21 protein-coding genes are annotated in these 24,034 nt (G+C 31.3%); 3 read left to right on the top strand and 18 right to left on the bottom strand.

The window, feature by feature from the left end; all coding sequences use genetic code 11:
- Positions 1-54 precede the first annotated feature (54 nt).
- The 11 genes from KO494_RS12795 to KO494_RS12845 form a co-directional block, all read right to left on the bottom strand.
- The gene (locus KO494_RS12795) at positions 55-2,592 is read right to left on the bottom strand and encodes a T9SS type A sorting domain-containing protein (RefSeq protein ID WP_215968008.1); all 2,538 of its coding nucleotides are present in this window, start codon (positions 2,590-2,592) and stop codon (positions 55-57) included.
- A gap of 100 nt (positions 2,593-2,692) precedes the next feature.
- On the bottom strand, positions 2,693-3,445 hold the full coding sequence (locus tag KO494_RS12800) for a LytTR family DNA-binding domain-containing protein (RefSeq protein ID WP_215968009.1): 753 nt from the start codon (positions 3,443-3,445) through the stop codon (positions 2,693-2,695).
- Positions 3,446-3,452: 7 nt separating this feature from the next.
- The gene (locus tag KO494_RS12805) at positions 3,453-6,275 is read right to left on the bottom strand and encodes a histidine kinase (RefSeq protein WP_252730392.1); all 2,823 of its coding nucleotides are present in this window, start codon (positions 6,273-6,275) and stop codon (positions 3,453-3,455) included.
- A 227-nt stretch (positions 6,276-6,502) separates the two neighbouring features.
- Positions 6,503-6,844: a DUF4870 domain-containing protein gene (locus tag KO494_RS12810; protein WP_215968011.1), complete on the bottom strand. Its 342-nt coding sequence runs from the start codon at positions 6,842-6,844 to the stop codon at positions 6,503-6,505.
- A gap of 72 nt (positions 6,845-6,916) precedes the next feature.
- Positions 6,917-7,330, bottom strand: a complete 414-nt coding sequence (locus KO494_RS12815; RefSeq protein ID WP_215968012.1) for a DUF6691 family protein — start codon at positions 7,328-7,330, stop codon at positions 6,917-6,919.
- A gap of 2 nt (positions 7,331-7,332) precedes the next feature.
- On the bottom strand, positions 7,333-7,887 hold the full coding sequence (locus tag KO494_RS12820) for a YeeE/YedE family protein (RefSeq protein ID WP_215968013.1): 555 nt from the start codon (positions 7,885-7,887) through the stop codon (positions 7,333-7,335).
- Between the two features lie 97 nt (positions 7,888-7,984).
- Positions 7,985-8,194, bottom strand: coding sequence for a DUF2892 domain-containing protein (locus KO494_RS12825; protein ID WP_215968014.1), 210 nt, complete (start codon positions 8,192-8,194; stop codon positions 7,985-7,987).
- A 17-nt stretch (positions 8,195-8,211) separates the two neighbouring features.
- Positions 8,212-8,517 carry a hypothetical protein gene (locus KO494_RS12830; RefSeq protein ID WP_215968015.1) on the bottom strand — a complete coding sequence of 102 codons (306 nt, stop codon included), beginning with the start codon at positions 8,515-8,517 and terminating at the stop codon, positions 8,212-8,214.
- 8 nt (positions 8,518-8,525) lie between these two features.
- Positions 8,526-11,720, bottom strand: coding sequence for an efflux RND transporter permease subunit (locus tag KO494_RS12835; RefSeq protein ID WP_215968016.1), 3,195 nt, complete (start codon positions 11,718-11,720; stop codon positions 8,526-8,528).
- Positions 11,721-11,927: 207 nt separating this feature from the next.
- A complete protein-coding gene (locus tag KO494_RS12840; protein WP_215968242.1) occupies positions 11,928-13,004 on the bottom strand; it encodes an efflux RND transporter periplasmic adaptor subunit in 1,077 nt (358 codons plus the stop codon).
- An 8-nt stretch (positions 13,005-13,012) separates the two neighbouring features.
- Positions 13,013-14,320 carry a TolC family protein gene (locus KO494_RS12845; protein WP_215968017.1) on the bottom strand — a complete coding sequence of 436 codons (1,308 nt, stop codon included), beginning with the start codon at positions 14,318-14,320 and terminating at the stop codon, positions 13,013-13,015.
- Positions 14,321-14,451: 131 nt separating this feature from the next.
- Here KO494_RS12845 and KO494_RS12850 point away from each other — a divergent pair, with 131 nt between their 5' ends.
- From KO494_RS12850 to pncA, 3 genes are all read left to right on the top strand, one after another.
- Positions 14,452-15,450, top strand: coding sequence for a metal-dependent hydrolase (locus KO494_RS12850; protein ID WP_215968018.1), 999 nt, complete (start codon positions 14,452-14,454; stop codon positions 15,448-15,450).
- A gap of 449 nt (positions 15,451-15,899) precedes the next feature.
- A complete protein-coding gene (locus KO494_RS12855) occupies positions 15,900-17,297 on the top strand; it encodes a nicotinate phosphoribosyltransferase (RefSeq protein WP_215968019.1) in 1,398 nt (465 codons plus the stop codon).
- Positions 17,298-17,364: 67 nt separating this feature from the next.
- A complete protein-coding gene (gene pncA / locus KO494_RS12860; RefSeq protein WP_215968020.1) occupies positions 17,365-17,970 on the top strand; it encodes a bifunctional nicotinamidase/pyrazinamidase in 606 nt (201 codons plus the stop codon).
- Positions 17,971-18,068: 98 nt separating this feature from the next.
- Here the strand turns inward: pncA and KO494_RS12865 are convergent, their stop codons facing one another.
- From KO494_RS12865 to KO494_RS12895, 7 genes are all read right to left on the bottom strand, one after another.
- Positions 18,069-18,206 carry a hypothetical protein gene (locus KO494_RS12865; protein WP_215968021.1) on the bottom strand — a complete coding sequence of 46 codons (138 nt, stop codon included), beginning with the start codon at positions 18,204-18,206 and terminating at the stop codon, positions 18,069-18,071.
- Positions 18,207-18,275: 69 nt separating this feature from the next.
- Complete coding sequence (locus KO494_RS12870) at positions 18,276-19,733, bottom strand: NAD(P)/FAD-dependent oxidoreductase (protein ID WP_215968022.1); 1,458 nt, start codon at positions 19,731-19,733, stop codon at positions 18,276-18,278.
- Positions 19,734-19,802: 69 nt separating this feature from the next.
- Positions 19,803-20,924, bottom strand: coding sequence for an ABC transporter permease (locus KO494_RS12875; RefSeq protein WP_215968023.1), 1,122 nt, complete (start codon positions 20,922-20,924; stop codon positions 19,803-19,805).
- 85 nt (positions 20,925-21,009) lie between these two features.
- Positions 21,010-22,116 (bottom strand): ABC transporter permease, encoded by a 1,107-nt coding sequence (locus tag KO494_RS12880; protein WP_215968024.1) that lies wholly within the window; start codon positions 22,114-22,116, stop codon positions 21,010-21,012.
- On the bottom strand, positions 22,113-22,841 hold the full coding sequence (locus KO494_RS12885; RefSeq protein ID WP_215968025.1) for an ABC transporter ATP-binding protein: 729 nt from the start codon (positions 22,839-22,841) through the stop codon (positions 22,113-22,115). Before KO494_RS12885 ends, KO494_RS12880 begins: the two co-directional genes overlap by 4 nt.
- Positions 22,841-23,743 (bottom strand): ABC transporter ATP-binding protein, encoded by a 903-nt coding sequence (locus KO494_RS12890; protein WP_215968026.1) that lies wholly within the window; start codon positions 23,741-23,743, stop codon positions 22,841-22,843. The genes KO494_RS12885 and KO494_RS12890 overlap by 1 nt, the downstream gene beginning before the upstream one ends.
- Positions 23,743-24,030: a hypothetical protein gene (locus KO494_RS12895; RefSeq protein WP_215968027.1), complete on the bottom strand. Its 288-nt coding sequence runs from the start codon at positions 24,028-24,030 to the stop codon at positions 23,743-23,745. Before KO494_RS12895 ends, KO494_RS12890 begins: the two co-directional genes overlap by 1 nt.
- Positions 24,031-24,034 lie beyond the last annotated feature (4 nt).

Below are 24,034 nucleotides of genomic sequence, written 5' to 3' on the forward strand. Positions count from 1 at the left end.
AAAAAGCCCACTTTTTACAGTGGGCCATTTAATATAAATCTGTATGATATCAACTTATTTTTTAATAAATTTTTGAGTTGTGGTATGCGCATTCGTTTGTATTTGCATCATATATAAACCGGTTGGTAATTGTGATACGTCTATACCATTTACTACAGTATTAGTTTGCTTTACCAATTGACCGTTTATGTTGTAAATAGCGATACGTTCTACCAGTGCTGTTGTGCTAACAAACAATTTGTCGCTTGCTGGATTTGGATATAGTTTCACTGTGTTTTCATTTAAAACAACATCATTTACTCCTAAGGTAGAATTATACTCATAAGCCCCTAAATCTATAGTGGTATTGAAAACCCTATCGTTTCCAGATAAGTCCAAATCACCAAATAAAGCCACATCAAAAAGTGAATTATCACCTTGGTCTATAATATAACTTGAAGCTGATGTAGGTTTATAATCAGCATCTAAATTTAAGTTATCGGTAGCAGGATCTAAAGTTGTTAGATTAGTAGTAGAAAACGTTCCGTATGTTCCAGCATTTGAAGGTACTGCTGCAATAGTATTTTTAATAAATACATTGTAAGTAGAATCTAATCCGTCGGAAATATCTCTAGTAGCTGCTGAACCATTAACAGTATTCTGCCAAAAGATAGAATTATTAACATTTAGGTTGACACTTCCATCTCCTGATGCCGTAATAGAATTACCATAAGTACCATTATAATCATTATTAACAAATGTACTGTTATTTATTACTACATCTAAAGTATTACCATTATTCCAGCCTTCTCTATAAATATTTAAAGCTGAAAGATTAATATCATTATCTGCCACCAAAACATTTGCCCATCGTGTAAAAATATAACCGTTTGTGCTGTCAGATTGTACGTAAACCAATCCCATATTAACAATGGTATTATTGGTAAACTTGGTGTTTTCAATAAGTAAACCTTGATTAAACTTTCTCATTTTAAGTAAATATCCATTGGAATAGTTATTTCTAAATACCGAATTTTTAATTTTTAAATTATTAGCATTTAAACTATTTGGAATAAAAATCACACCGTTTTCTTCAACACCACCCGATTGTGATGTGTCGTAAATATTTTCAAAAATAATACCATCAAAAGTAACGTTACTTGTTCTTAATTCAAATAAACGCTCTGCATTATCGGTTTTATTCGAAGAGAAATCACCATCAATATCATCACCATTAATATCACCAGTAAAAATGGTTGCATTTGTAGTATGAATAGCTGTTAAGTCTCTATCTGCTAAGGTTGTTTCGGTTCCTGCAAAACCTCCAATAATATCTACTTCGTCTGTATTAACGGCTATTGGTGTATTTTTATCTGCCAATGTATACGTTCCTCTTGCTACCCAAACAGCATCATTTAAATTGGTAAGTGCTAAAGCGTCTGTTACGTTTGTAAAAGCATCTGTCCATGAGCTACCATCGTTGGCACCTGTTGCATTGGCATCTACATAATACACTGCTGGTATACAATTTTCGCTATAACTTGTTTGATTATCTATAGTCCAACCTACATTATACTGACCACTGTTTGCTGGTGGTGAAAAGCCTGCATCAACTTGAATACATGTTAAACTTGGATTACTATACGCTTTCATGTAGATGAAATTGCTATTGTTTCCGTTAGAGATTAACAACGTTTCTAATGCACTATTTTCATGACAAAACAATTCATTAATATTTGTATTTAAACGTATGTCTAAACTTGTTAAGTTGTTGAAACCAGCATGCAAACGTGTTAATGATAAGTTGTTACTCACGTCAATAGTAGTTAAGCTATTATTAGGCACATCTAAACGCGTTAAATTGATAAAAGCTTCAATACCTGTTAAGTCTGCAATACCAATACCGTCCATAATTAACTCGGTTGTAGCTTGTGCTTCTGCAAGCGTTATTTCAGAATCTCCATTTAAATTGATAATGTTATCGCTTACTAAAAAGTTTTTAAAATTGGTATCAGGAATGTTTACTACTTGACTAAGAGCAGCACAATCGTCACCATAAACTGCTGAGTTACCTTTGGTCCAACCTTGACTGTATATTCCTGCATCTGCTGGTGGTGTAAAACCAGCGTCTATTTGAATACATGATAAACTATTACCATAGGCTTTCATCCAATTTATATTGCTGTTATTTCCGTTTGCAATATTTAACTGATATAAAACACCATTGTTATGACATTGAATATCTGTAATTTGCGTATTTGCACTAATATCTAATGTTTCTATTTGATTATCAGAACAGTGTAAACGCGTTAATGCAAGGTTATTACTTACATCTAAAGACGTTAAATTATTGTTATAGCAATCTAAACGTGTAATATTAACAAAAGCTTCAATACCTGTTAAATCTGAAATGGACAAACCATTAATTAATAATTCACCTGTAAAAGCTTGCGCTTCGGCAACAGAAATTTCAGAATCGTTATTGGTGTTAATTGCTAAATCTGCTGTCAGATAGCTTTTAAAATTAGCATCTGGAATGTTTACGTTTTGAGCAAAAGCCGAAAACAAACCAAAACATAAGCAGGTTGTAAATAGGAGTAATGTTTTTTTCATTGTAGTTGAGATTTATTTATTCAACTACAAAACAACAACCAACCTTAAGGTTTTTAAGGTGCTTTTTTCTGAATAGTGCTAATTTTTTTCTGAATAAAATTTACATAAAAGTTTCCTTAATGACTTCTAGAAACTGATCGCGTTTAGATTTTGAAATAGGAATGCGTTTTTTGTTATTCATCAGTAAATAATCACCATCGTCTTTTACCAATTCGTCTACGTATTTTAAGTTAATTAAATACGAACGATGACATTTAAAAAACATGGCATTACGCTCTAACTGCTCTACAAAATGTTTTAAGGGCTTACAAATTGTTTTTTGTTTTCCATCTATTAATTGTACGTTGGTATACATACCATCGGCTTCAAAATAGACGATGTCGCTATGCGAAGCAAACATAATGCCTTTAGGTATTTCTAATGCAATTTTATCTATAGACAATTGTTTTAACGAGTCGCGCAACTTGTTTAACTGGTCGTTTAAGTTGTTGGCTTTTATAGCTTCTTCGGCTTTTGCAACGGCTTCTTTTAATTCGCTAGTATCTACGGGTTTTAACAGATAATCTACTGCAGATAACTTAAAGGCTTCAATAGCATATTGGTTATACGCAGTTACAAAAATGATTTTAAAATCAATGTGATTTGGAAAGTATTCTAAAATATCTAAACCGGACTGATTAGGCATTTCAATATCTAAAAACACCACGTCTGGTTTTGACGTTTTAATCAAATCTACACCAGATGCTAAATCTTGGGCTTCGGCAATACTAGTAACACTTTTACAATGTTCGGTTATGAGCTTAGATAATAAATGTCTGGCGCGTTTTTCGTCGTCTATAATTATGGCTTTCATAGTTGTATTATATAGGCATTGTTATAACCACTTTGGTTCCTGAAGCGATTTGATTATCATTGTATAAATCTTCAATAGCGATGGTTATATCGCGTTTTAATTTATTTTTATACAGATGCACACGTTCTTCATTGGCTTTTGTAGCAAAGGGTTTGTGTTGTTGGTTTGGTCGTTTTAATTTTTCAGATTGTGCGCGACCTATACCATTATCTTCAACTGTAATTTGTAATTTATGTTGCTGAATTATTTTAGCTTCAACCTTTAATTGTCTATTGGTTAACTTATGTAATAATCCGTGTTTTAAAGCATTCTCTACATAGGGTTGAATGAACAATGAAGGGACTTTTATTTGTTTCGTATTTAACTGTTCATCAATGGTAATATTATATTCTAATTCGTCTTCAAAACGCACTTTTTCTAATTCTAAATACAATTTTAATGCATTTAATTCTTCTTCTAAAGTGATTTCGTTTTGCTGACTATAATCTAAATACATTCTTATTAATCTGCTAAACTTGACTAAATACGAGCTTGCTAATTCCTTTTCATTCGAAATAATATAATCTTGAATAGAATTTAAAGCATTGAAAATAAAATGCGGATTCATTTGCGAACGCAGATTTTCCAATCTTAAATTCGTGATTTTTTTATCGATTAAAATTTTATCAATTTCTGCAATACGTTGGGTTTCTTTTTGTTGTAATCGCCATCTAAAATACAACCAAATCAACCCAAAAATAGTGAATAGAACCAAACTATAAAACCAATAGGTTTCCCAAAATGGTTTTGCTATTTCAAACGTAATTGGTGTAGCTAAAACAGGTTTTTGGGCACTGATGTTTTTTGCTTTAAGCTCAAATGTATAAGTACCACTAGACAAACTGTTAAAATTAACAAAGTGTGTATTTAATGGAATGTTATGCCAACTCGAATCCATCTGTTTTACACGATATTGATAGTTGACGTGGTGATTAGATTGAAATCCGTTTGAGTTGAATGTGATGCCAATTTTATTTAAATTGTAAGGTAATTTATAGTTGCTTGCAACCAAAGTATCGCGATCGTTTAAGGAAACTGTTTTTACCTTAACATTGGCTGTTTTAAAGGATTTAAATAATCCTTTTGTTTTAGGAAGGGTATAAAATGCTTTTGGTGAAGTTATTATAATTTGATCTTGAAGTATCAAAAAATTGTTTACTGCAGTATTTAAACCATCTTGCGCACTTAATAATTTAACCGTTTTGCTTTTTAATTGATACTGAAATAAGCCTTCATCTGTTGAAATCCACAATACGTCATCATTACAGCGAATATTATTAATTTGAAGCTGTTTTGGCAATTGAATTTCTAATTTTGATAATTTATCATTTTCAAATTTCAATAAACCGTTATGCTGTGTTGCCAACCAAATGTCATCATCACCTTTTGTAATGGCATTCACCAATAAACTATTGTTATCATATTTTATTTCTTCTGAAGAAAACGTATTGGTATTGTATTTATAAAACCCATCAATATAAGACACAAACAATGTATTACCAATTACTACAGAAGCTTTTACACGACTTTCTTTTAGAATTTGTTTTTCAGGATGATTAAACGGATTTTTATATACAATACCTTGACGATAATTACCATAAAACAAAGTGTTATCATCAATTTTAGAAAATGTTTTAGCAACTGAAAATCGGTTATTTACGTCTAAAATTTCATCATTCTTCAAATTAACTACAAACGATTCTGAAGCATTAATACTTACTATTAATTGTTTGCTTTGAACATCAAAAAAAAGTTTACCGATGATTTTTTTTCCTGGTAATTGCAGTGTTTTTATTAGCTCATTTTGATTGTAAAACAATAATTTACCATCATTTGTTCCTAAAACAAATTGATTATTTTGTAACGCTGCAGAAGCTGTGACTTTAGAGTCTATATTTGATAATTCTACACGACGAATATTTAAGTTTGGCGACACAAACACGCCATTATCTAAAGTTGTAAACCAATAATTTTTATTAAAATCTATTTGAACATCGGTAATAGACTCTGTTGTAAAAAGTTGTTCTTTAAACGTAAACGTTTCATTTTCAAAACCATAAATAAACACACCAGAACTTGTTAAAAACCAATAGTTGCTTTCAATATTTAAAACATTATAAATAGTTTCATTTTTTAATCTAGCAGGTGTTATTACTTTTTTTGAGGTGTTTTTTGTTTTATCTATTCTATAAATTACATTTCCAGTAGAACTTTTGTGCGTAAAAAAAACAGTGTTTTTAAATGCAAAAATTCTAGGTGATTGTATAAGATAACTGCTTGCAATTTCAAGTATTTTTGTATTTGTATTGTTATCAAATTTGTATAATCGATGTTGTTTTAAATCGCCTTCAAAATTGATTACAAATGTGTAATTACTGCTGTTATCTTTAGCATTAGTAATACACATACCTTTAAAGACTTCGGTAACTTGCTTTGTTTTTTTATTAATATCAAAAATGCCAGTAACGGTAAATAATCTTATGCTGTTTTCTAATATTTCGTACTGAGCCAATTGTCCTTTTACCAATTTATTAGCATCATAAAACAATTTTAATGTATTATTTTTTACATAAAAAATTTGTCCGTAAACATTATTACACCACAAAATACCATTGCTGTCTAGTTTTAACTGAAATAAGGAGTTTGCTTTTTGGTCTGGATGGCTAAAACGTTGATAAGACTTACCATTATAACGATACAAGCCTTTGTCTGCTGCTAACCATATATAGTTTTCTTTATCTTCAAGCACATCATAAAATTCAACATCTGGAAGATTTGAAACATTTGCCATATGCTCAAAAACAGGGTTTTGGGCATGTAAAGCCAATGAAAATAAGATAGTGAATATGTAATAAAAATAGCGAAACATAATAATAAGCTAACAAACTTAATATTAAATAACGAAACCTTATTTATTTTTTTCTGTATGCAAGTTATTTTTTTCTAAAACAAAAAACGCAACCTTTTAGGTTGCGTTTTTCTTTATCTCTTAAAGACTCCCTTCTTCAAGGGAATTAACTAACTAATAAAATTAAAAGATAAAGGATATGTTGGCGTTTCTCCATTGCTAGCTTTAATAGCATTTACAATAGGAAATACTATTGCTATAATTCCTAATAGAACAAAGCCTAAAAGTCCTAAGCCAAATAATAAAATTAATGGTACACAAATTATACAGTACACAATTAAGCTTAATTGAAAGTTTATAATGTTTTTACCATGCGCGTCCATTTCTTGCACTTTTTCTTTTTGGGTAGCCCAAAGAATAAGAGGCACTATTAAACTACCAAAACCAATAACTAGAGTAACTAGTTGACTTAAGTGGGTAATAACTAAAAGCTGTTTGTCTTGTCTTTTCATGATGATTGTATTATTGATTGATACTTATAAGACGTACAAGGCTAAAAATTGTTACATAAAACAAGAAAATTATTAGTGTGGCAATTTATCTTTTAATAAACCATATAAAAACGTACCCAATATTGCTGCTAGTAAAACAATAATTATTGGTACATATCCTGCTCCTACAAGTACAAAAATGGGTCCAGGACAAGCTCCTGCCAAAGCCCAACCTAATCCAAAAATAATACCTCCAAGCATATATCTAGAAAATGATTTTTCTTTAGGAAGTATTACCACAGGATTACCATCAAATGATTTTAATTGGTAACGGTTTATTATTTGCACAAATAAAATACCAAAAGCTAAAGCTGTTCCTATTATACCATACATATGAAAAGATTCAAACCGAAACATTTCATAAATACGAAACCATGAAGCTGCTTCCGATTTGTACATTATTACACCAAAGAAAAAACCAACAAGGATATATAAAATACTTTTCATCTTTAAAATATTAATGGGAATAATACATGAACCATTAGCAATCCTCCAATAAAAAAGCCTATTACAGCAATTAAAGAAGGCACTTGCAAATTACTTAAGCCAGAAATAGCGTGACCAGAAGTACAACCTCCTGCATAACGAGCGCCAAAACCAATAAGTATTCCTCCTACTACTAATATTAAAATGGTTTTTATATCGCTTAAAGCGGAAATAGAAAATAATTCTTTTGGTAAGTATGTATTATCTGTAGAGATATTAATATTTGCTAACGAAACCTTAGTAGCTTCACTAATAGCTGGAATATCTCCATTAGACATAAAATTAGCAGCTACAAAGCCACCAAGCATTGCTCCTAGCACAACGAGTAAATTCCATCGATCTGCTTTCCAATCAAATTGAAAAAAGGAACTTACCTTACCTGCTCCACAAGCAGAACAAAACGTCTTTAAATTAGAAGACATACCAAACTTTTTTCCCATAAGTAAGAGAATAAGCATAGTACATGCTATTAAAAAACCTGATATATACCAAGGCCATGGCTGAAGTAAAAATTCCATAAATTAAATTTTATTGCAAAAATACATGCTATAAACTAATTTACAGAAATTTTATCCTATTAAATCCATAGGAATAAGCTTTCACTATCTTTCCTATTTATTTTATACTACAGCCTGAAGCTTCTTTTTTTATGCCTAATTTCACCAAAATAGTTTCTAACAAACACCATTTAGTAAAAGCAGACTGAATTAGGTTTACACCAATAAATACAGTAAACCACATCCAATTAGGGTTTACATAAACCGTAAGCACAACACTTAGTAATACCATGATGCCAACAATAACACGAAAATATGTATTTAACATTTTATTATTTTTTTAATTTATATAGATTTTTCTATAGGAACAACAACCGCTTTTAAAGGGTTATTAGTTTCTAAATTTGCATTAAATTCTTTTATCAAATGGAATAGCGTATCAATACTTTCAGTTTCCGCAAACGAAAAAAACAAACGCGATTCATTACCAAATTCATCACCTGGAAACCAACTAGAAGCCATAGTTATTGAAGATCCATTTTTATAACCATCAATATCAGAACTACTAAAATTGTGAATGTTTGCTTTTTTAAAAAGCTTTAAAACTTCTTCTTGAAATGCTTCAACTGCTGTAACTATGACTAATTTCATGATTTTTTTTATTTATAATTTTTCTTTTCTATCATATAATACACCAATGGAACAACCAATAAGGTCAAGACTGTAGATACAATAGTCCCTCCCATTAATGAGATTGCTAATCCTTGAAATATTGGGTCAAACAGTATCACAAAGGCTCCAATAACAACCGTTCCTGCTGTTAGCAAAATAGGTGTTGTACGTACTGCTCCTGCTTCAATCGCTGCTTGTTTTAAAGGAATACCTTCTGCTATTCTTAAGTTTATAAAATCAATTAGTAAAACAGAGTTTCTAACCATAATTCCTGCTAAGGCAATCATACCTATAAATGAAGTTGCTGTAAAAAAGGCTCCCATAATCCAGTGACCTAGTATAATTCCAATTAGTGACAATGGTATAGCAACCATCATAACAATTGGTGCTTTAAAGTTTTGAAACCAGCCTACAATTAAGATGTAGATTAAGATAATGGCTCCTAAAAAGGCAATTCCTAAATCTCTAAATACTTCTAAAGTAATTTGCCATTCTCCATCCCATTTTACGGTATAATTATCCTCAAAATCTGGCTGCCCTAAATACATTTCGTTTATTTGATAGCCTTTAGGTAACGGAATTTCTTTTAACTTTTCTTCCATTCCTAAAATGGCATAGGCAGGACTTTCTAACTCACCAGCCATATCTGCCATGACATACACTACACGTTTTTGGTTTTTTCGATAAATACTTTTTGCTGCAGTATTTTCTGTAATGGTTACCAAATCAGCAATAGGCACCATGTTTCCTTGTTTCGATTTTACTTTTAATTGCGATATATCTGTAATAGTAGATTTCTCTTTTTCATCTAAAGACAATACCAAACCAACTTGGTTTACCGCATCTTCATCATACAAATTAGTAATAGCTCTATTAGACAATGCCATATGCATGGTATACGCTATTTGTTGTGGAGCAACACCATACAACATGGCTTTTTCTTTATTAATATCAAATTGATATTCTGTTTGATCTGCTTCCACCATCCAATCAATATCCACCACATCATCGGTATTTTTTAAGATATCTTGAACACTGTTTGCTATTTTTATTTGCTCTTTATAATCAGGACCATACACTTCAGCAACAATAGTAGAAAGTACTGGTGGTCCTGGCGGAACCTCTACTAATTTTACATTGGCATTGTATTTTGCTGCTATTTTTTGAATATCTGGACGCAGTAATTTAGCAATATCATGACTCTGTGCAGAGCGTGATTCTTTATCTAATAAATTTACTTGAATATCTGCCATATTAGATCCTCCACGTAAATCATAATGACGTACCAATCCATTAAATGTTATTGGCGCAGAAGTACCAACATAGTTTTGGTAATTCACTACTTCTGGTCTGGTAGATAAATATTGTGAAATCTCTTGTGCTACTACTCCTGTACGTTCTAAGGTAGTACCTTCTGGCATATCAATTACTACTTGAAATTCATTTTTATTATCAAATGGCAACATTTTTACTGCAACCGATTTGGTAAAAAACAACACCATAGTTCCCATCAATACAAGAAAAGTTACACCTAAAAACATCCAGCGTTTTCCTTTACTTTCTAATAACGGACGCTCAAATTTGTTATATACTTTATAAATAAGAGTATCTTCTATTGCTTTTTCTGGTTTTTCTTCAACTCCTTTTTTGTCTTTTTCTCTTAAGAAAATATAGCCTAAATAAGGTGTAATAGTCAAAGCTACAAATAGCGATAAAATCATAGCTATAGACGCTCCTATTGGCATTGGTGCCATATATGGTCCCATCAGTCCAGAAACAAAAGCCATTGGTAATACAGAGGCTATAACCGTAAATGTTGCCAAAATGGTTGGATTACCAACTTCATTAATAGCATATAACGCAGCTTGTTTAAAAGGCAAGCGTTTCATTTTAAAATGCCTGTGCATGTTTTCGGCAATAATAATAGAATCATCCACCACAATACCTGTTACAAATACTAAGGCAAACAAAGTAATTCTGTTAAGCGTATAATCTAACATATAGTAGCTTAACAAGGTTAAAGCAAAAGTAATTGGCACAGATAAAAATACTACCAATCCTCCTCGCCAACCCATAGCAAGCATTACAACAAGCGTAACAGCAACGATAGAACCAATAAGGTGCAACAACAATTCTGATACTTTATGCGATGCTGTTTGGCCATAGTTTCTGGTAATTTCTACATGTACATCATCTGGAATTAAAGTGCTTCTTAAATGATCTACTTTATTAATTATTACTTCGGCAATTTTCATGGCATCTGCACCTTTTCTTTTAGCAACCGAAATAGTAACTGCAGGATATTCAGACTTGTATTCTGCAGATTTTTCTGCGCCTTTACCAAATCCTAAACTCACATAATTTTGTGGTACTTCTGGACCATCAATTATACGTGCTACTTGCTTTAAGTAAACAGGTTGATTTTGTTGCACACCAACCACTAAATTTTCTACATCTGTAACCGATTCTAAGAACTTGCCAGTATTTACTAAAAACTCATTGTCGTTTTTATCAAAACTCCCAGAATTTAATTGGCTATTATTCGCCTTTATCATTTCAGAAACAGACAAGAAATCTAAGCCACTTGCAGCTAATTTATCCTTATCTAAAACCACACGTAATTGACGATCTCTACCTCCTATTTTGTGTGTAATTGCTACATCGTTTACCTTTTTAATTTCTGACTCTAACTCTTGCGCCATTTGGCTTAACTGATAATCGTTGTAGTTTTCACTCCATAAGGTTAAACCCAACATAGGTACATCATCAATCGCTCTGGTTTTTACCAACGGAAAAGTTACTCCTGCTGGCATTTGGTCCATATGCTTATTAATTTCGTTGTATAACTTTACAAAAGATCGCTCAATATCTTCACCTACATAAAACTGTACAATAACCATACCTTGCTCTTTCATAGAGGTAGAATACACATACTCCACGCCTTTAATATTAGAGATTAATTGCTCTAAAGGTTTAATTACACGCGACTCTACTTCTGTTGGGCTAGCGCCAGGATAACCTACAAAAATATCTGCCATAGGCACATCAATTTGTGGTTCTTCTTCACGCGGAATTAAAAACGAACTGTACACACCAACCACCATAAAAACAATCATTAAAAGCACTGTAAGCTTAGACTGCATAAAGACTTTGGCAATTTTACCTGCGATTCCTTCTTTCATAATTATTACTTTTTTTTCATTCCCACGAAAGTGGAAATCTTTATATTTTGGGCGTTTTAACAGGCTATCCGTTGCAATCTTTTTTCTAGTACTGATTTTATTTCAACATCTTTCAATTTAAACTCCATGCTTTTTTGAAAGAGATACTAAAACTAGTTCAGTATAGAAAAAAGGATTTCCTCTTCTATCCTTAACGCAACTTATTAGTTATTGAATGGTAATTTTAGCGCCATTGTAAAGCTTTCCTTCAGCAGAAACAATGTAAGCTTCGTCTGCATTTAAACCAGATAACACTTCTACCTGCTCTCCAAATGTTCTTCCTAATCGCAACCAACGTAGCATTGCTGTATTACTTTGACTTACCGTATATACTCCAGATAATTGCCCATTGGTTATAATAGCATCATTAGGAATTAAAACCATAGTCGATTTTGCTTTTCTTTCCACAGGAAATTGAACCGTTGTAAACATACCAGATAAAATATTGGCATCGGTTTTATTTAAAGCTATTTTTACTAAATATTGTCCTCCTGTATTTTTAGCCGAGGTACTTACTTCTACAACTTTTCCCTTTAAGGTTTGGTTAATTGATTTTACTAAAACGTCTACCGAAACTCCGTTTTTTATAGCAGAAATCTCTGTTTCTGGAATCCTTGCTATCACTTCAAAACTACCAGGAGTTTCCATACTAATTAATGGCATTCCTGGATTAGCCATATTTCCTGCTTCTACATTCTTGCTTGTAATAGTACCACTAAAAGGAGCCGTAATATTACTATAGGTAAATTGGGCATTGATTTCGTTTTTCATTTGTTTAGCTCCTTCTAAACGTGCTTTTGCCATATTAAAATTGGCAGTCATATCATCCATTTCTTTTTGCGATGCACTATTATCTGCAAATAAGCTTTTAAAACGATTGTAATCTTTTTGCGCATTATTAAAAGCTGCTGTAGCTTCAGTTATACTAGCGTTTACTTGTGCTCTTTTAGCTTGTAAATCACTATTATTAATAGATACTAATATTTGTCCTTTGCGTACTTTATCTCCAACATTTACGTGTACTTTATTCACGTATCCCATCATTCTTGTACTTAAATCTGCACTATTGGTAGCTTGTATTTTTCCGCTTACACTTAAAAACGGACTATTATCATTAGCAACCACCTGATTTGTTTTTACACTAATTGCTGGCGAATTGTCTACCACTGGCTTTTTTTCTTCGTTACCACAACTTGCTAGTAACAAGGCAACAGAACATGCTAGGATTGTATATGTTTTTTTCATCATTAAAATTATTCTTTAGTTAAAAATTGTAAGTATGCTTGTGCATAATTATATTCAAAAATGGTTTGATAATATTCTAATTGCTTCTGCGCATATTGTGTTTCAGCCATTAATAAATCGGATGTTTTTTCTAGACCTTCTTTAAATCTATTGGTTCTTATTCGTAAAGATTCTTCCGATTGCTCTAAGGCTAAAGTTGTTAATTTCAACTTATTTTCAGCATCTAAAAAAGCACGTCTTGCCTTATTTAATTCTAAATTACTTTGTGATACATATTGTGTGTATTCTAGTTTTGATTTTTCAAATTCGGCTTTACTTTTTTGCGCTTTTCCAAAACGTTTAGAACCTTGAAAAATATCCCAACTTAATTGTGCTCCAAATAAATACCCATTAGCATCGCCTTGAAAAACTTGATCGTCATACAGCTCATAACTACCAAAAGCATTTAGTCTTGGTAAAAAGGCCATTTTATCGGCTTTATTCATGGCTTCATAAGCATTAGATGCTAATTGCATGGCTTTAATATCTGAACGGTTTTCAGACACTTTTTTGTCTTGCATTGTAAATGAAGAAACTACTAATTCATCTGTAGGTGTATATATAACATAGGTATCATCATTCATTAAAAAAGACAAATAATTAGAAGCGTTTTGCACATTACTTTTTGCTGTTTGCAACTGGTTTTGCACTTCGGTTACACGCACTTCTACATTTAATACATCTGCACGTTGTAAATAGCCTTGTTTAAAACTATCATCGGCTAATTTTTTATTAGCATTGGCAGCATCTAATGCTTTTTCTAAAACAGCAACTGCTTTATATGCCAGTTGTAATTGCATATATGCTTTTTCTACTTCAAAGGCTAAATAATCTTGGGTACGTTCTGTTTTTAAAGACATAGCTTCCATTTTAGATTTAGCAGCCTTACGTTGATACATACCATCTAAATTTATTAGTGGTTGCTGAAACTCAAACTTTGTTGCGTAATTTTCTATCTGAGAAGGGTCATTTAATAATGCAGGACTAAAATCATTTTGTGTTAAAATTTCCTGATTTAATTTAGATCCAAAAGCCATTAACGGATTGGTAGTGGCAATTCCTGTATGACTTGCTGTAATATTTGGTAAAAATACAGCGTTTGTTTGTCTGTAATCTGCTTTTGCTTGCTTAAACTCTTCTTCAGAGATCTTAATACTTGAATTGTTTTCAGACACTTTTGCCAAAACATCTGTTTTAGCAATAGGCACTAAATCTTGTGCTTGCACAGAAATTGTGCAAACCAAAAAGAACAATGGTATATAAATATATTTTTTCATTAATTATTAATTTACTGTACAAATGTACATTAGAAAAACACCGAAGTCAGTAACATAAGTTACCAAGAGAAATGACATAAAAACAAAGTGGTATTGTAATTATACTAGTATCACTTACTTTTGCATGCTATATGGATTCATTAACGCAAATAGTATTAGGAGCAGCTGTAGGAGAAGTTGTTTTAGGTAAAAAAATAGGAAACAAAGCCATGCTTTATGGTGCTGTTGCTGGAACCATTCCTGATTTTGATGTATTTGCTTCTTATTTTACAGATACGGTTTCTGCACTTTCTATACACAGAGGTTTTACACATTCTATTGTGTTTTCTGTACTTTTTGCTCCCATTTTAGCTTGGTTAGTTACTAGGTATGAAACCTATAAAAATTTTAAAGACTGGTCGTGGCTATTCTTTTGGGCATTTGTAACGCATCCTATTTTAGATGCACACACTACTTGGGGAACGCAATTGTTTTGGCCTTTAGATTTACGGTTAGCATTTAAAACCATTTTTGTTATAGACCCTTTATACACTGTACCTTTTTTAGTCTTTTTAATTTTGGCTATGCTACAAAAACGCACGGCTAACAAACGTCATTTTTATAACAAGTTAGGTTTAATAATAAGTACCTCTTATTTAGTATTAACGTTTCTTTTAAAAGGCATTGCTTACCGTAAATTTGAATCTGCTTTAGCCAATCAAAATATTGCTTATTTAGATATGGACACCAGACCTTCTCCTTTAAACACCATACTTTGGAGCGCTAATGTAGAAACGGAAGAAGCATATTTATTAGGGAATTATTCTTTTTTTGATACACAAGCAATATCTTTTGAAACTTACCCAAAACAGCATGAGTTATTAGGTAATTTAATTACAAACGAAAAAGTACAACGTATGATTGCTATTTCTGAAGGTTGGTATACTATTACTAAAAAAGAAGGTATTCTATATTTTAACGATTTACGTTTTGGGTTATTAAGTTTAACACCAAAATCTAACAACTTTGTTTTTAAATATAGAATAGATGTTGATGCTTCTGGTAAACTTACATTTACTGAAGAACAAAAAAACAATAGAGATGGTAAAAAATTGATAAACGAATTGTGGCAACGTGTAAAGGGAAATTAAAAAATAATTTTAACGAAAAAGCATCTATAAATAATTATAAATGCTTTTTACCAATCAACCAAAAAAACTGATAACCACATCAGTTAACCTTTAGAGAGCCTCCATATCTTACAACAAGCATTATTTTTATACTTAAATAAAGAAACTTGAAAAAAGAAAATATAGGATGCCTCTTTTTAAACCTTTAATATTTTATAATTCTTTGTGTCATTACAAACGTTTGTAAATATTACAAAACGCTTATATTTTTATTAAAGCCCAACAAAAAATTACTTTATATCACAAAAATAAGGCAACATATAATAACCTTCAGTAACTAATGTTACGCAAGAAAAAAATTATAATGAAATCTAACTTATAAATAAACAAATACAATATTTCTTACTACTTCGTTCTTGGTGAGGCAAAATATCCTTAAATTTATTCCCTTAATTTTTTTTAAAATTCTCATGAATATTACAGCTGCATATACAGACCTCTATCAAATTACAATGGCTCAAGTTTATTTTAAAACGAAACCCAAAGGAAGAGCGGTTTTCGATTATTATTTTAGACACAATCCTTTTAACAGTGGTTATTCCATTTTTGCTGGACTAGAAGATGTTTTAGATATACTTGAAACTTTAGAGTTTACAGCCTCAGATATTTCGTATTTAAAACAAAAGGGATTTGAAAGTGATTTTTTAGAGTATTTAGAGAATTTTCGTTTTAAAGGAAACATTTATTCTAACAAAGAAGGTGATGTCGTGTTCCCAAACCGACCTATATTACAAGTAGAAGCTAATATTATAGAAGCCCAGATTATTGAGACGGTTTTACTAAACATTCTTAATTTTCAAACCTTGATTGCTACAAAAGCCAGCAGAATAAAATTTAGCGCTAAAGACGGAATTCTATTAGACATGGGCTTACGTCGCGCACATGCCACAGGTGGATACTATGCGTCTAGAGCTGCTGCTATTGGTGGTTTTGACGGAACAAGTAATGTTAAAGCTGCCGAAGATTATAACATTCCTTCTTCTGGTACCATGGCTCACTCTTTTATACAAAGTTATGACGACGAATTACAGGCTTTTAGAGACTTTGCTAAAATGCGATCAGAAAATTGTGTTCTCTTAATTGATACTTACAATACTCTTAAAAGTGGACTACCAAATGCCATTGCTGTAGCTAAAGAAATGGAAAAGAGAGGCGAGCAATTATTAGGCGTACGTTTAGACAGTGGTGATTTAGCCTATTTATCTAAAAAAACACGAGAGATACTTGATAATGCCAATTTAAATTATGTAAAAATTGTAGCCTCTAACCAATTAGATGAATATGTAATTAAAAGTCTAAAAGAACAAGGTGCACCAATTGATATATTTGGTGTTGGTACAAACCTGGTTACAGGAAAACCAGATGCTGCCTTAGATGGTGTGTATAAATTAGCAGAATATAATGATACTCCAAGAATCAAACTTTCTGAAAATATAATTAAAATATCGCTTCCTTTTAAAAAACAAGTGTACCGAATGATAGACGACAAAGGAATGTTTTACGGAGCAGATGCAATAACACTTTCTACAGAAAATGAAGTAACTGTAATGGAGCATCCCTTTGATATTACTAAAAGTTTAGAACTAAATTCTTTTACAAAAGAGCCTTTGCTAGAACAGGTGATGAAAGACGGAAAAAAAATAGTTCCTTCTCGATCTGTTAGTGAAATTTCAAAATTTTCGCAATCGCGATTAAAGCAACTTCCTAATGAATATAAGCGTTTTCAGAATCCGCATATATACAAAATTGGACTAAGTACAGCGCTAAAAAAAGAACGAGATTCTTTAATTAAAAAACACAAGTTCTAATATTGATAATTTCAAAAAAAATATACAATTCACCAGCTTTATAAAGCAATTCAAAAAAAAATTACTTATGAAAACGCTACTAATCATTGATGTACAGAACGATTTTATGCCAAGTGGATCACTTCCTGTTCCTTACGGAAATGAAATTGTACCTGTTATTAATGCGATACAAGATAAATTTGATTTGATAGTTGCTACACAAGATTGGCATCCTAGAAATCATGTGAGTTTTGCCAATAACCATGAAGGAAAATCTAACTTTGATGAAATAGAAATTTATGGTAAAACACAAACATTATGGCCAGACCACTGCATACAAGGCACAGAAGGTGCAGCATTTCATCGGGATTTAAATACTGAAAAAATGGAAGCCATTTTTAGAAAAGGAACAGATACAACCATAGATAGTTATAGTGCATTTTATGACAATGGACATTTAAAATCTACAGGATTGACAGGTTATTTAAAAGAAAAAGGAACCACACAGCTTTTTCTATGTGGTTTAGCTTCAGACATCTGTGTTTATTTTTCTATTATTGATGCTTTTAAAGAAGGTTTTACCTGCTTTTTTATTGAAGATGCTTCTAAAGCATTGGATACTAAAGAATTTGAAAATCTTAAAAAAAGCATGATTACTATGGGAATTAAGATGGTTACCTCAGCATCTATTTAGTTAACTTTAAAATACAGCTAATTCTATTTTAATAAAAAAAGCACTTATAATAACTTATAAATGCTTTTTCACTAACCATGCAAAAACAACCTAATAAATCAGTTTGTTTTTCTAGTACCTCCATGTCCTCCTGCTACTACAAGCATTATTTTTATACTTAAATAAATAAACTTGAAAAACTGAAGAATAGGATTCATCATTTTAAATCTTTTATATTTTGATATTCTTTGTGTCATGATATTCTATTAAAAATTTTAAATCTCTATACGTATTTATTATGTCGTGGTACAATGAGTAAATAAATTTTACTCGGGAATCAGCCACCAAAAAGGTTTCATTTTTGCTTTATAAATAAAAGCATAATGCAGAGCTAATTTTAACCAATGACCTGCTAAACCAATATCACCAAAGGTTTTACCTAAATGTCTACCTTGAGTTTTTGGATATTTTTCATAATCTGGAACAATGGGATACGTAGTAATACTTACACCACTTCCTGTAGTCATTCCAAAACCTGCAGACGCAATACAAGCTGCTCCCATATTACCTAAAGAACCTTTATGGTTTAAGGATTCTTTTCCGCTTTTAATGCTATCTATTATATTATCTGCAACCAATTTTGCCGTAATACCAGAAGGCATTCCTGTACGTGGTGGCGCAGGAGAGATATCTGTACCATTTTTGCTTTTTCTTGGTTTAGAAATAGCATGAGGAGGCGCAAAGGCTATTCCTGGTGCAAATATGTTTTTATAACTTGGGTTTTGATAGGTTTCTGGCCAATCTTTAACAGACCATTCTTCATAAGGTTTTGGTGTGTAATCTGCATCTACTAGCATAAAACCTTTAAAAAGTTTTTCTGTAATATCTTTTTCATTTTTATCATAGGCTTTAAAACCGTGTCCTGAAAAAGAAGGTATTAACATGGCGAAATCAAAAGTTTCTGATTTGTGTTCACCATCTAAGTTTTCATAATACGCTACACCATCTTCAATTTTATTTACTCCAGCACCAAGAATCCATTTAATGCCTCTATCTTCAAAAATCATTTCAATCATTTCATGAGATTTCATAGATAAACTTCCGTAGCTTAAAAGCATACCATCCATACCAAAATCACCTAATTGGTATTCGTTAGAAATCCAAATAACTTCTGCCATATCACGCACATTATGGTTGCGTAATTCTTGTTCTACATTTAAAATATACTCAAAAGCAGCACCTTGACAGGTAGATTTTGCGTGTCCTGTACCAATTAAAATTTTAGCTTTTTTTCCCGCTTTCATTTGCTTAATTAAAGCACTCAACCCTTGCCATGCATGATCTGCATGTGTATACGTACAAACAGAATATGTTTTATTTTCACCAGGAATTAAGCCTTCAGTTGCTTCAAAATTTAATTTTGGACCTGTAGCATTAATTAAATAATCATAGGTTACTTTTTCTTGTTTTCCTTTATGTTCTCCTGTTACATATTCTGACAAAACATATGGTTTTTCTTCTGTTTTATCTCCTTCAGGAAAAAAGGAAATTGCTTTGGCTTGTTTAAACTCTATTCCTTTCTTTTTATACAAAGGAGCTAATGGAAATAAGATTTTTTTGGATTTCATTCTACCAATTCCTACCCAAATATTTGAAGGAATCCATTGATAATTACTATTAGGAGATACCACAACAACTTCGTGTTTTTTTTGCAGTTTTCTACGTAAATGAGTTGCCGCAACGTGACCAGAAATTCCTGCTCCTAGAATGACTATTTTAGACATGATTGTTATTTTTATGTAAAGATAAATTCAACTAAAACACTATACAGTGACTTTTGTTACACAAGTATTTTAATTTGTTTTCTTATAACTCCAAACAGCCAAGCCGTTCATTATAAAAGCATAAAGAGCTGTTTTAAATAATTGTGGTAGAATATCTGTAAAGCCAGAACCTTTTAACATTACCATACGCATGACTTCAACAAAATATCGTATTGGGTTAAATTTGGTAAGGGTTTGTGCCCATTTTGGCATGCTTTCTATAGGAGTGAATAACCCACTCATTAAAATAAAAATAACAGTAAAAAACCAAGCAATAAACATAGCTTGTTGTTGCGTATCTGTAAAATTTGAAATGAATAAACCAATACCTAAAATCACTAAAATATAAATAGAAGTATACAAATACATGAGTGCTAAACTACCAAGCATTGGTACATTAAATATGAGTCTAGCTAAAATTAAACCAACGGTTAATAAGCCCATTCCTATTACCCAAAAAGGAAAAAGTTTACCAATAATAAACTGACTTTTTTTAATTGGTGTAACGTTAATTTGCTCTAAAGTTCCTATTTCTTTTTCTCTTACAATATTCATTCCTGAAAGAAATAAAGTAATCATAGTTACTAATAAAACCAATATACCAGGAACCATAAAGGTTTTGTAATTTAAAGTTTTGTTATACCAAAATAAAGGAATCGTTTCTATTACAATTGGTTGTATTTGTTTATCTGATACTTGTAACACATCCATTTTTATATTTTGATTAAAACCTTGTACAATTTGTGTTACATATACATTTTCAATTCCTGCAGCTGCACCATCAATAGCATTAATAGTAATACCTAAATTATTGCGTTTTTCATTTTGTAAATCGCGTTCAAAATAATTCGGAATTTCCAAAAGCACATCTACTTCTCCTTTTAACATTGCTGCACTTGCTATTGCTTCTGAAGGAAAAACAGTTAATACATTAAAATAGGTTGACGCATTAAATTTTTCAACTAATGCTCTAGAAGTTGAGGAGTGATCATTATCAATATAACCAAATTTGATGTTTTTTACTTCAAAAGTGGCTGCATTTGATAATATAACCAATTGCAATATTGGCAACACAAAAATAATAGGAAGCATGCCTTTATTTCTAAAGATTTGCTTAAACTCTTTTTGTATGATGTATAGAATTGTTTTCATAACTTTTTCCACGAAAGTGAAAATCTTTTTATTTTTTTAATAATGCCAACAAGGTTATTAAAATCCTGAAGGATGACTTGCTTCGCTACTCCAATCTAATTTTATATTTTTTTACGCTTAATACTATAAAAAACACAGTCATAGCTAACAAAATCAAAGTTTCCTTCCAAATAAATTGCAACCCTACTCCTTTTAGCATAATACCTTTTATGATGATGATAAACCATTTTGCTGGAATAATATTACTAATGATTTGCAATGGTAAAGGCATGCTTGATATTGGAAAAATAAATCCTGAGAGTAATATTACGGGAAGCATGAGCCCCATTAAGGAAATCATCATAGCTGTTTGTTGGGTTGTTGAAATGGTTGAAATTAAAATACCTAAGGCTAATGCTGATATGATAAATAAAACACTTTCTATTGCAAGTAAAAACAAGCTTCCTTGCACTGGCATCTTAAAAATAAAAATACTTAATAAAACGATGACAATGGCATTAATGACAGATAGAAAAATATACGGAAACACCTTACCAACAATAACCTGAATTGGTTTTAAAGGCGATACTAAAAGAATTTCCATGGTACCTAATTCTTTTTCTCTTGTAATAGAAATAGAAGTCATCATTGCAGAAACCAACATTAAAATAATAGTCATTACACCTGGAACAAACATGTACACACTTTTTAGTTCTGGATTATAAACCATGCGTGTTTGTGGCACTATTTGATATTCAATAGTAATGTCTTTGTTTAATTCTTGTTGATACTGTATAAGAATAGCGTTTACATAATTACTGATAGTATTTGCAGTATTTGGATCTGTAGCATCTGTAATAATTTGTATGGTTGCTTTGTGCTCTTTAACTAAGTTTTTACTGAACTCTTTTTCAAAATTTAAAACTGCTTTTATTTTTCCTTTTTTAAAAACAGCTTCAATAGCTCTTTCTTTTTCAATAAATTGATGGATACTAAAATATTTTGAAGCAGAAATTTTATTGATAATTTCTTCGGTTATGGCATCTTTAGAATGATCTAAAACAGCAATATCTACATTATTGATTTCATTTGTTATAGCAAAGCCAAATAACATAATTTGAGCAATAGGCATCCCGAAGAGGATAAACAAGGAACGTCTATCTCTAAATATATGGTAGAATTCTTTTTTTATAAAGCCTATGAATCTTTTCATCCTCTTGCTAGTTTTAAAAACACATCATTCATATTATCTGCTTTAAACTGTTCTTTCAATTTTTTGGGAGTGCCTAAAGCTTCTATTTTTCCATTAACCATAATAGAAACTCGGTCACAATATTCTGCTTCATCCATATAATGTGTAGTAACAAAAACCGTTGTTCCTTGGTTAGCAGCTTTATAAATCATTTCCCAAAATTGACGTCTAGTAATTGGGTCTACTCCTCCTGTTGGTTCATCTAAAAAAACAATTTTAGGGTCGTGAAGTAAGGATACCGAAAAGGATAATTTTTGTTTCCAGCCTAATGGTAAAGCGCCAACTAAAGTATTTGCTACCTTTTCTAAACCTAATTCTTCTATTAAAACTGTAGCTTTTTCTTTTATTTGTTTTCGTGATAAACCATAAATACCTCCAAAGAATGTAATATTTTCTTTAACCGTTAAATCATCATATAAAGCAAATCTCTGACTCATATACCCTATATTTTTTTTAATATCCTCTGCTTGGGTAAACACATCAAAACCTGCTACCTTAGCTTTTCCTGAGGTAGGAATAGAAATTCCTATTAGCATTTTCATAGCTGTTGTTTTTCCTGCTCCATTTGCGCCTAAAAAACCAAATATTTCTCCTTTTTTAACGTTAAAAGAAATGGCGTTTACTGCTGCGAAATCGCCAAACATTTTGGTTAATTCTTGAGCTTCTATGACATTATTGTTTTTCATTATTTAGCTAATTCCATAAAGGTATCTTCAATGGTTGGTTCTGTTTTGTATATTTCTATATTTGATAGTTTTTTTGATTCTAAATAAGCTATTAAATCTTTAGGATTAAAATTGGCTCTGCTATCTGTGTAATGCACAAACTCACCAAAAGGATACACACTATGGTTATATGAATAAGCGTTTAAGCTTTTTAGTAACTGATAAGTATCATTAGCACTTACATTGTAAATTTGCTTTGGATAATGTTTTACTATAGCTTGAGGAGTGTCTATTTGTAAAATTTTTCCGTCTTGAATTAATGCAATTCTATCACATAAAGCTGCTTCATCCATATAAGGTGTAGACACCAAAATGGTAATATCTTTTTGTTGTAAACGCTTTAGCATCTCCCAAAATTCTTTTCTCGAAACTGGGTCAACTCCTGTAGTTGGCTCATCTAAAAATAAGACTTTAGGTTTGTGAATTAATGCACAACATAAAGCTAGTTTTTGCTTCATTCCGCCAGATAATTTTCCTGCTCTACGATCTTTAAAGGGTTCTATTTGCACGTAAATGTCTCTTATTAAATCGTAGTTTTCTTCAATAGTTGTACCGAAGATTGTAGCAAAAAACTCAAGGTTTTCTTCAACAGTTAAATCTTGATAGAGTGAAAATTTTCCAGGCATGTAACCAACATTATTTCTAATCTTTTTATACTCGGAAACCACATCAAAACCAGCAACTGTAGCTATGCCTTTATTAGCAATTAACAGTGTAGTTAAAATCCTGAATAAGGTGGTTTTTCCTGCGCCATCAGGTCCAATTAAACCAAAAAGTTCTCCAGCCTTGACATTAAAAGAAATATCCTGTAAGGCTGTTACGTTTTTGTAAGATTTTGATATGTTAGAAACACTGATACTCATTATTTAATCAATAAAAAATTACTTTCTTCAATAGCTTTGACTTCATGTTTAACATTCACTTCAATCTTGACATAACTACCAGATGATAGATTGATGATTTGACCTATTTCATTAGAAAAAACAGCCTTTCCAGAAACACAAACCAATAATGCTGGTGTTTTTGAAACATGCTCTTTAAGTATTTGGCCGTTTTCAATTTGCATGGATAAAACGCTTGATTCTTTAGGTTCAAACAACAAGTGCGTTTGAACTGGTTTATTTTCGGTATGAAGATCTTTTAAATTCATAGTA

Source organism: Lacinutrix sp. C3R15, assembly GCF_018860825.1.
Classification (GTDB): domain Bacteria; phylum Bacteroidota; class Bacteroidia; order Flavobacteriales; family Flavobacteriaceae; genus Oceanihabitans.

Bases quoted from the DNA above. Each gene is read 5' to 3' on its own strand.
- KO494_RS12830 (WP_215968015.1), bottom strand. From the start codon at position 8,517: ATGAAATTAGTCATAGTTACAGCAGTTGAAGCATTTCAAGAAGAAGTT.
- KO494_RS12800 (WP_215968009.1), bottom strand. From the start codon at position 3,445: ATGAAAGCCATAATTATAGACGACGAAAAACGCGCCAGACATTTATTA.
- KO494_RS12795 (WP_215968008.1), bottom strand. From the start codon at position 2,592: ATGAAAAAAACATTACTCCTATTTACAACCTGCTTATGTTTTGGTTTG.
- KO494_RS12890 (WP_215968026.1), bottom strand. From the start codon at position 23,743: ATGAGTATCAGTGTTTCTAACATATCAAAATCTTACAAAAACGTAACA.
- KO494_RS12805 (WP_252730392.1), bottom strand. From the start codon at position 6,275: ATGGCAAATGTTTCAAATCTTCCAGATGTTGAATTTTATGATGTGCTT.
- KO494_RS12895 (WP_215968027.1), bottom strand. From the start codon at position 24,030: ATGAATTTAAAAGATCTTCATACCGAAAATAAACCAGTTCAAACGCAC.
- KO494_RS12820 (WP_215968013.1), bottom strand. From the start codon at position 7,887: ATGGAATTTTTACTTCAGCCATGGCCTTGGTATATATCAGGTTTTTTA.
- KO494_RS12875 (WP_215968023.1), bottom strand. From the start codon at position 20,924: ATGAAAACAATTCTATACATCATACAAAAAGAGTTTAAGCAAATCTTT.
- KO494_RS12855 (WP_215968019.1), top strand. From the start codon at position 15,900: ATGAATATTACAGCTGCATATACAGACCTCTATCAAATTACAATGGCT.
- KO494_RS12865 (WP_215968021.1), bottom strand. From the start codon at position 18,206: ATGACACAAAGAATATCAAAATATAAAAGATTTAAAATGATGAATCCT.
- KO494_RS12825 (WP_215968014.1), bottom strand. From the start codon at position 8,194: ATGTTAAATACATATTTTCGTGTTATTGTTGGCATCATGGTATTACTA.
- KO494_RS12850 (WP_215968018.1), top strand. From the start codon at position 14,452: ATGGATTCATTAACGCAAATAGTATTAGGAGCAGCTGTAGGAGAAGTT.
- KO494_RS12840 (WP_215968242.1), bottom strand. From the start codon at position 13,004: ATGAAAAAAACATATACAATCCTAGCATGTTCTGTTGCCTTGTTACTA.
- KO494_RS12880 (WP_215968024.1), bottom strand. From the start codon at position 22,116: ATGAAAAGATTCATAGGCTTTATAAAAAAAGAATTCTACCATATATTT.
- pncA (WP_215968020.1), top strand. From the start codon at position 17,365: ATGAAAACGCTACTAATCATTGATGTACAGAACGATTTTATGCCAAGT.
- KO494_RS12845 (WP_215968017.1), bottom strand. From the start codon at position 14,320: ATGAAAAAATATATTTATATACCATTGTTCTTTTTGGTTTGCACAATT.
- KO494_RS12810 (WP_215968011.1), bottom strand. From the start codon at position 6,844: ATGAAAAGACAAGACAAACAGCTTTTAGTTATTACCCACTTAAGTCAA.
- KO494_RS12815 (WP_215968012.1), bottom strand. From the start codon at position 7,330: ATGAAAAGTATTTTATATATCCTTGTTGGTTTTTTCTTTGGTGTAATA.
- KO494_RS12870 (WP_215968022.1), bottom strand. From the start codon at position 19,733: ATGTCTAAAATAGTCATTCTAGGAGCAGGAATTTCTGGTCACGTTGCG.
- KO494_RS12885 (WP_215968025.1), bottom strand. From the start codon at position 22,841: ATGAAAAACAATAATGTCATAGAAGCTCAAGAATTAACCAAAATGTTT.
- KO494_RS12835 (WP_215968016.1), bottom strand. From the start codon at position 11,720: ATGAAAGAAGGAATCGCAGGTAAAATTGCCAAAGTCTTTATGCAGTCT.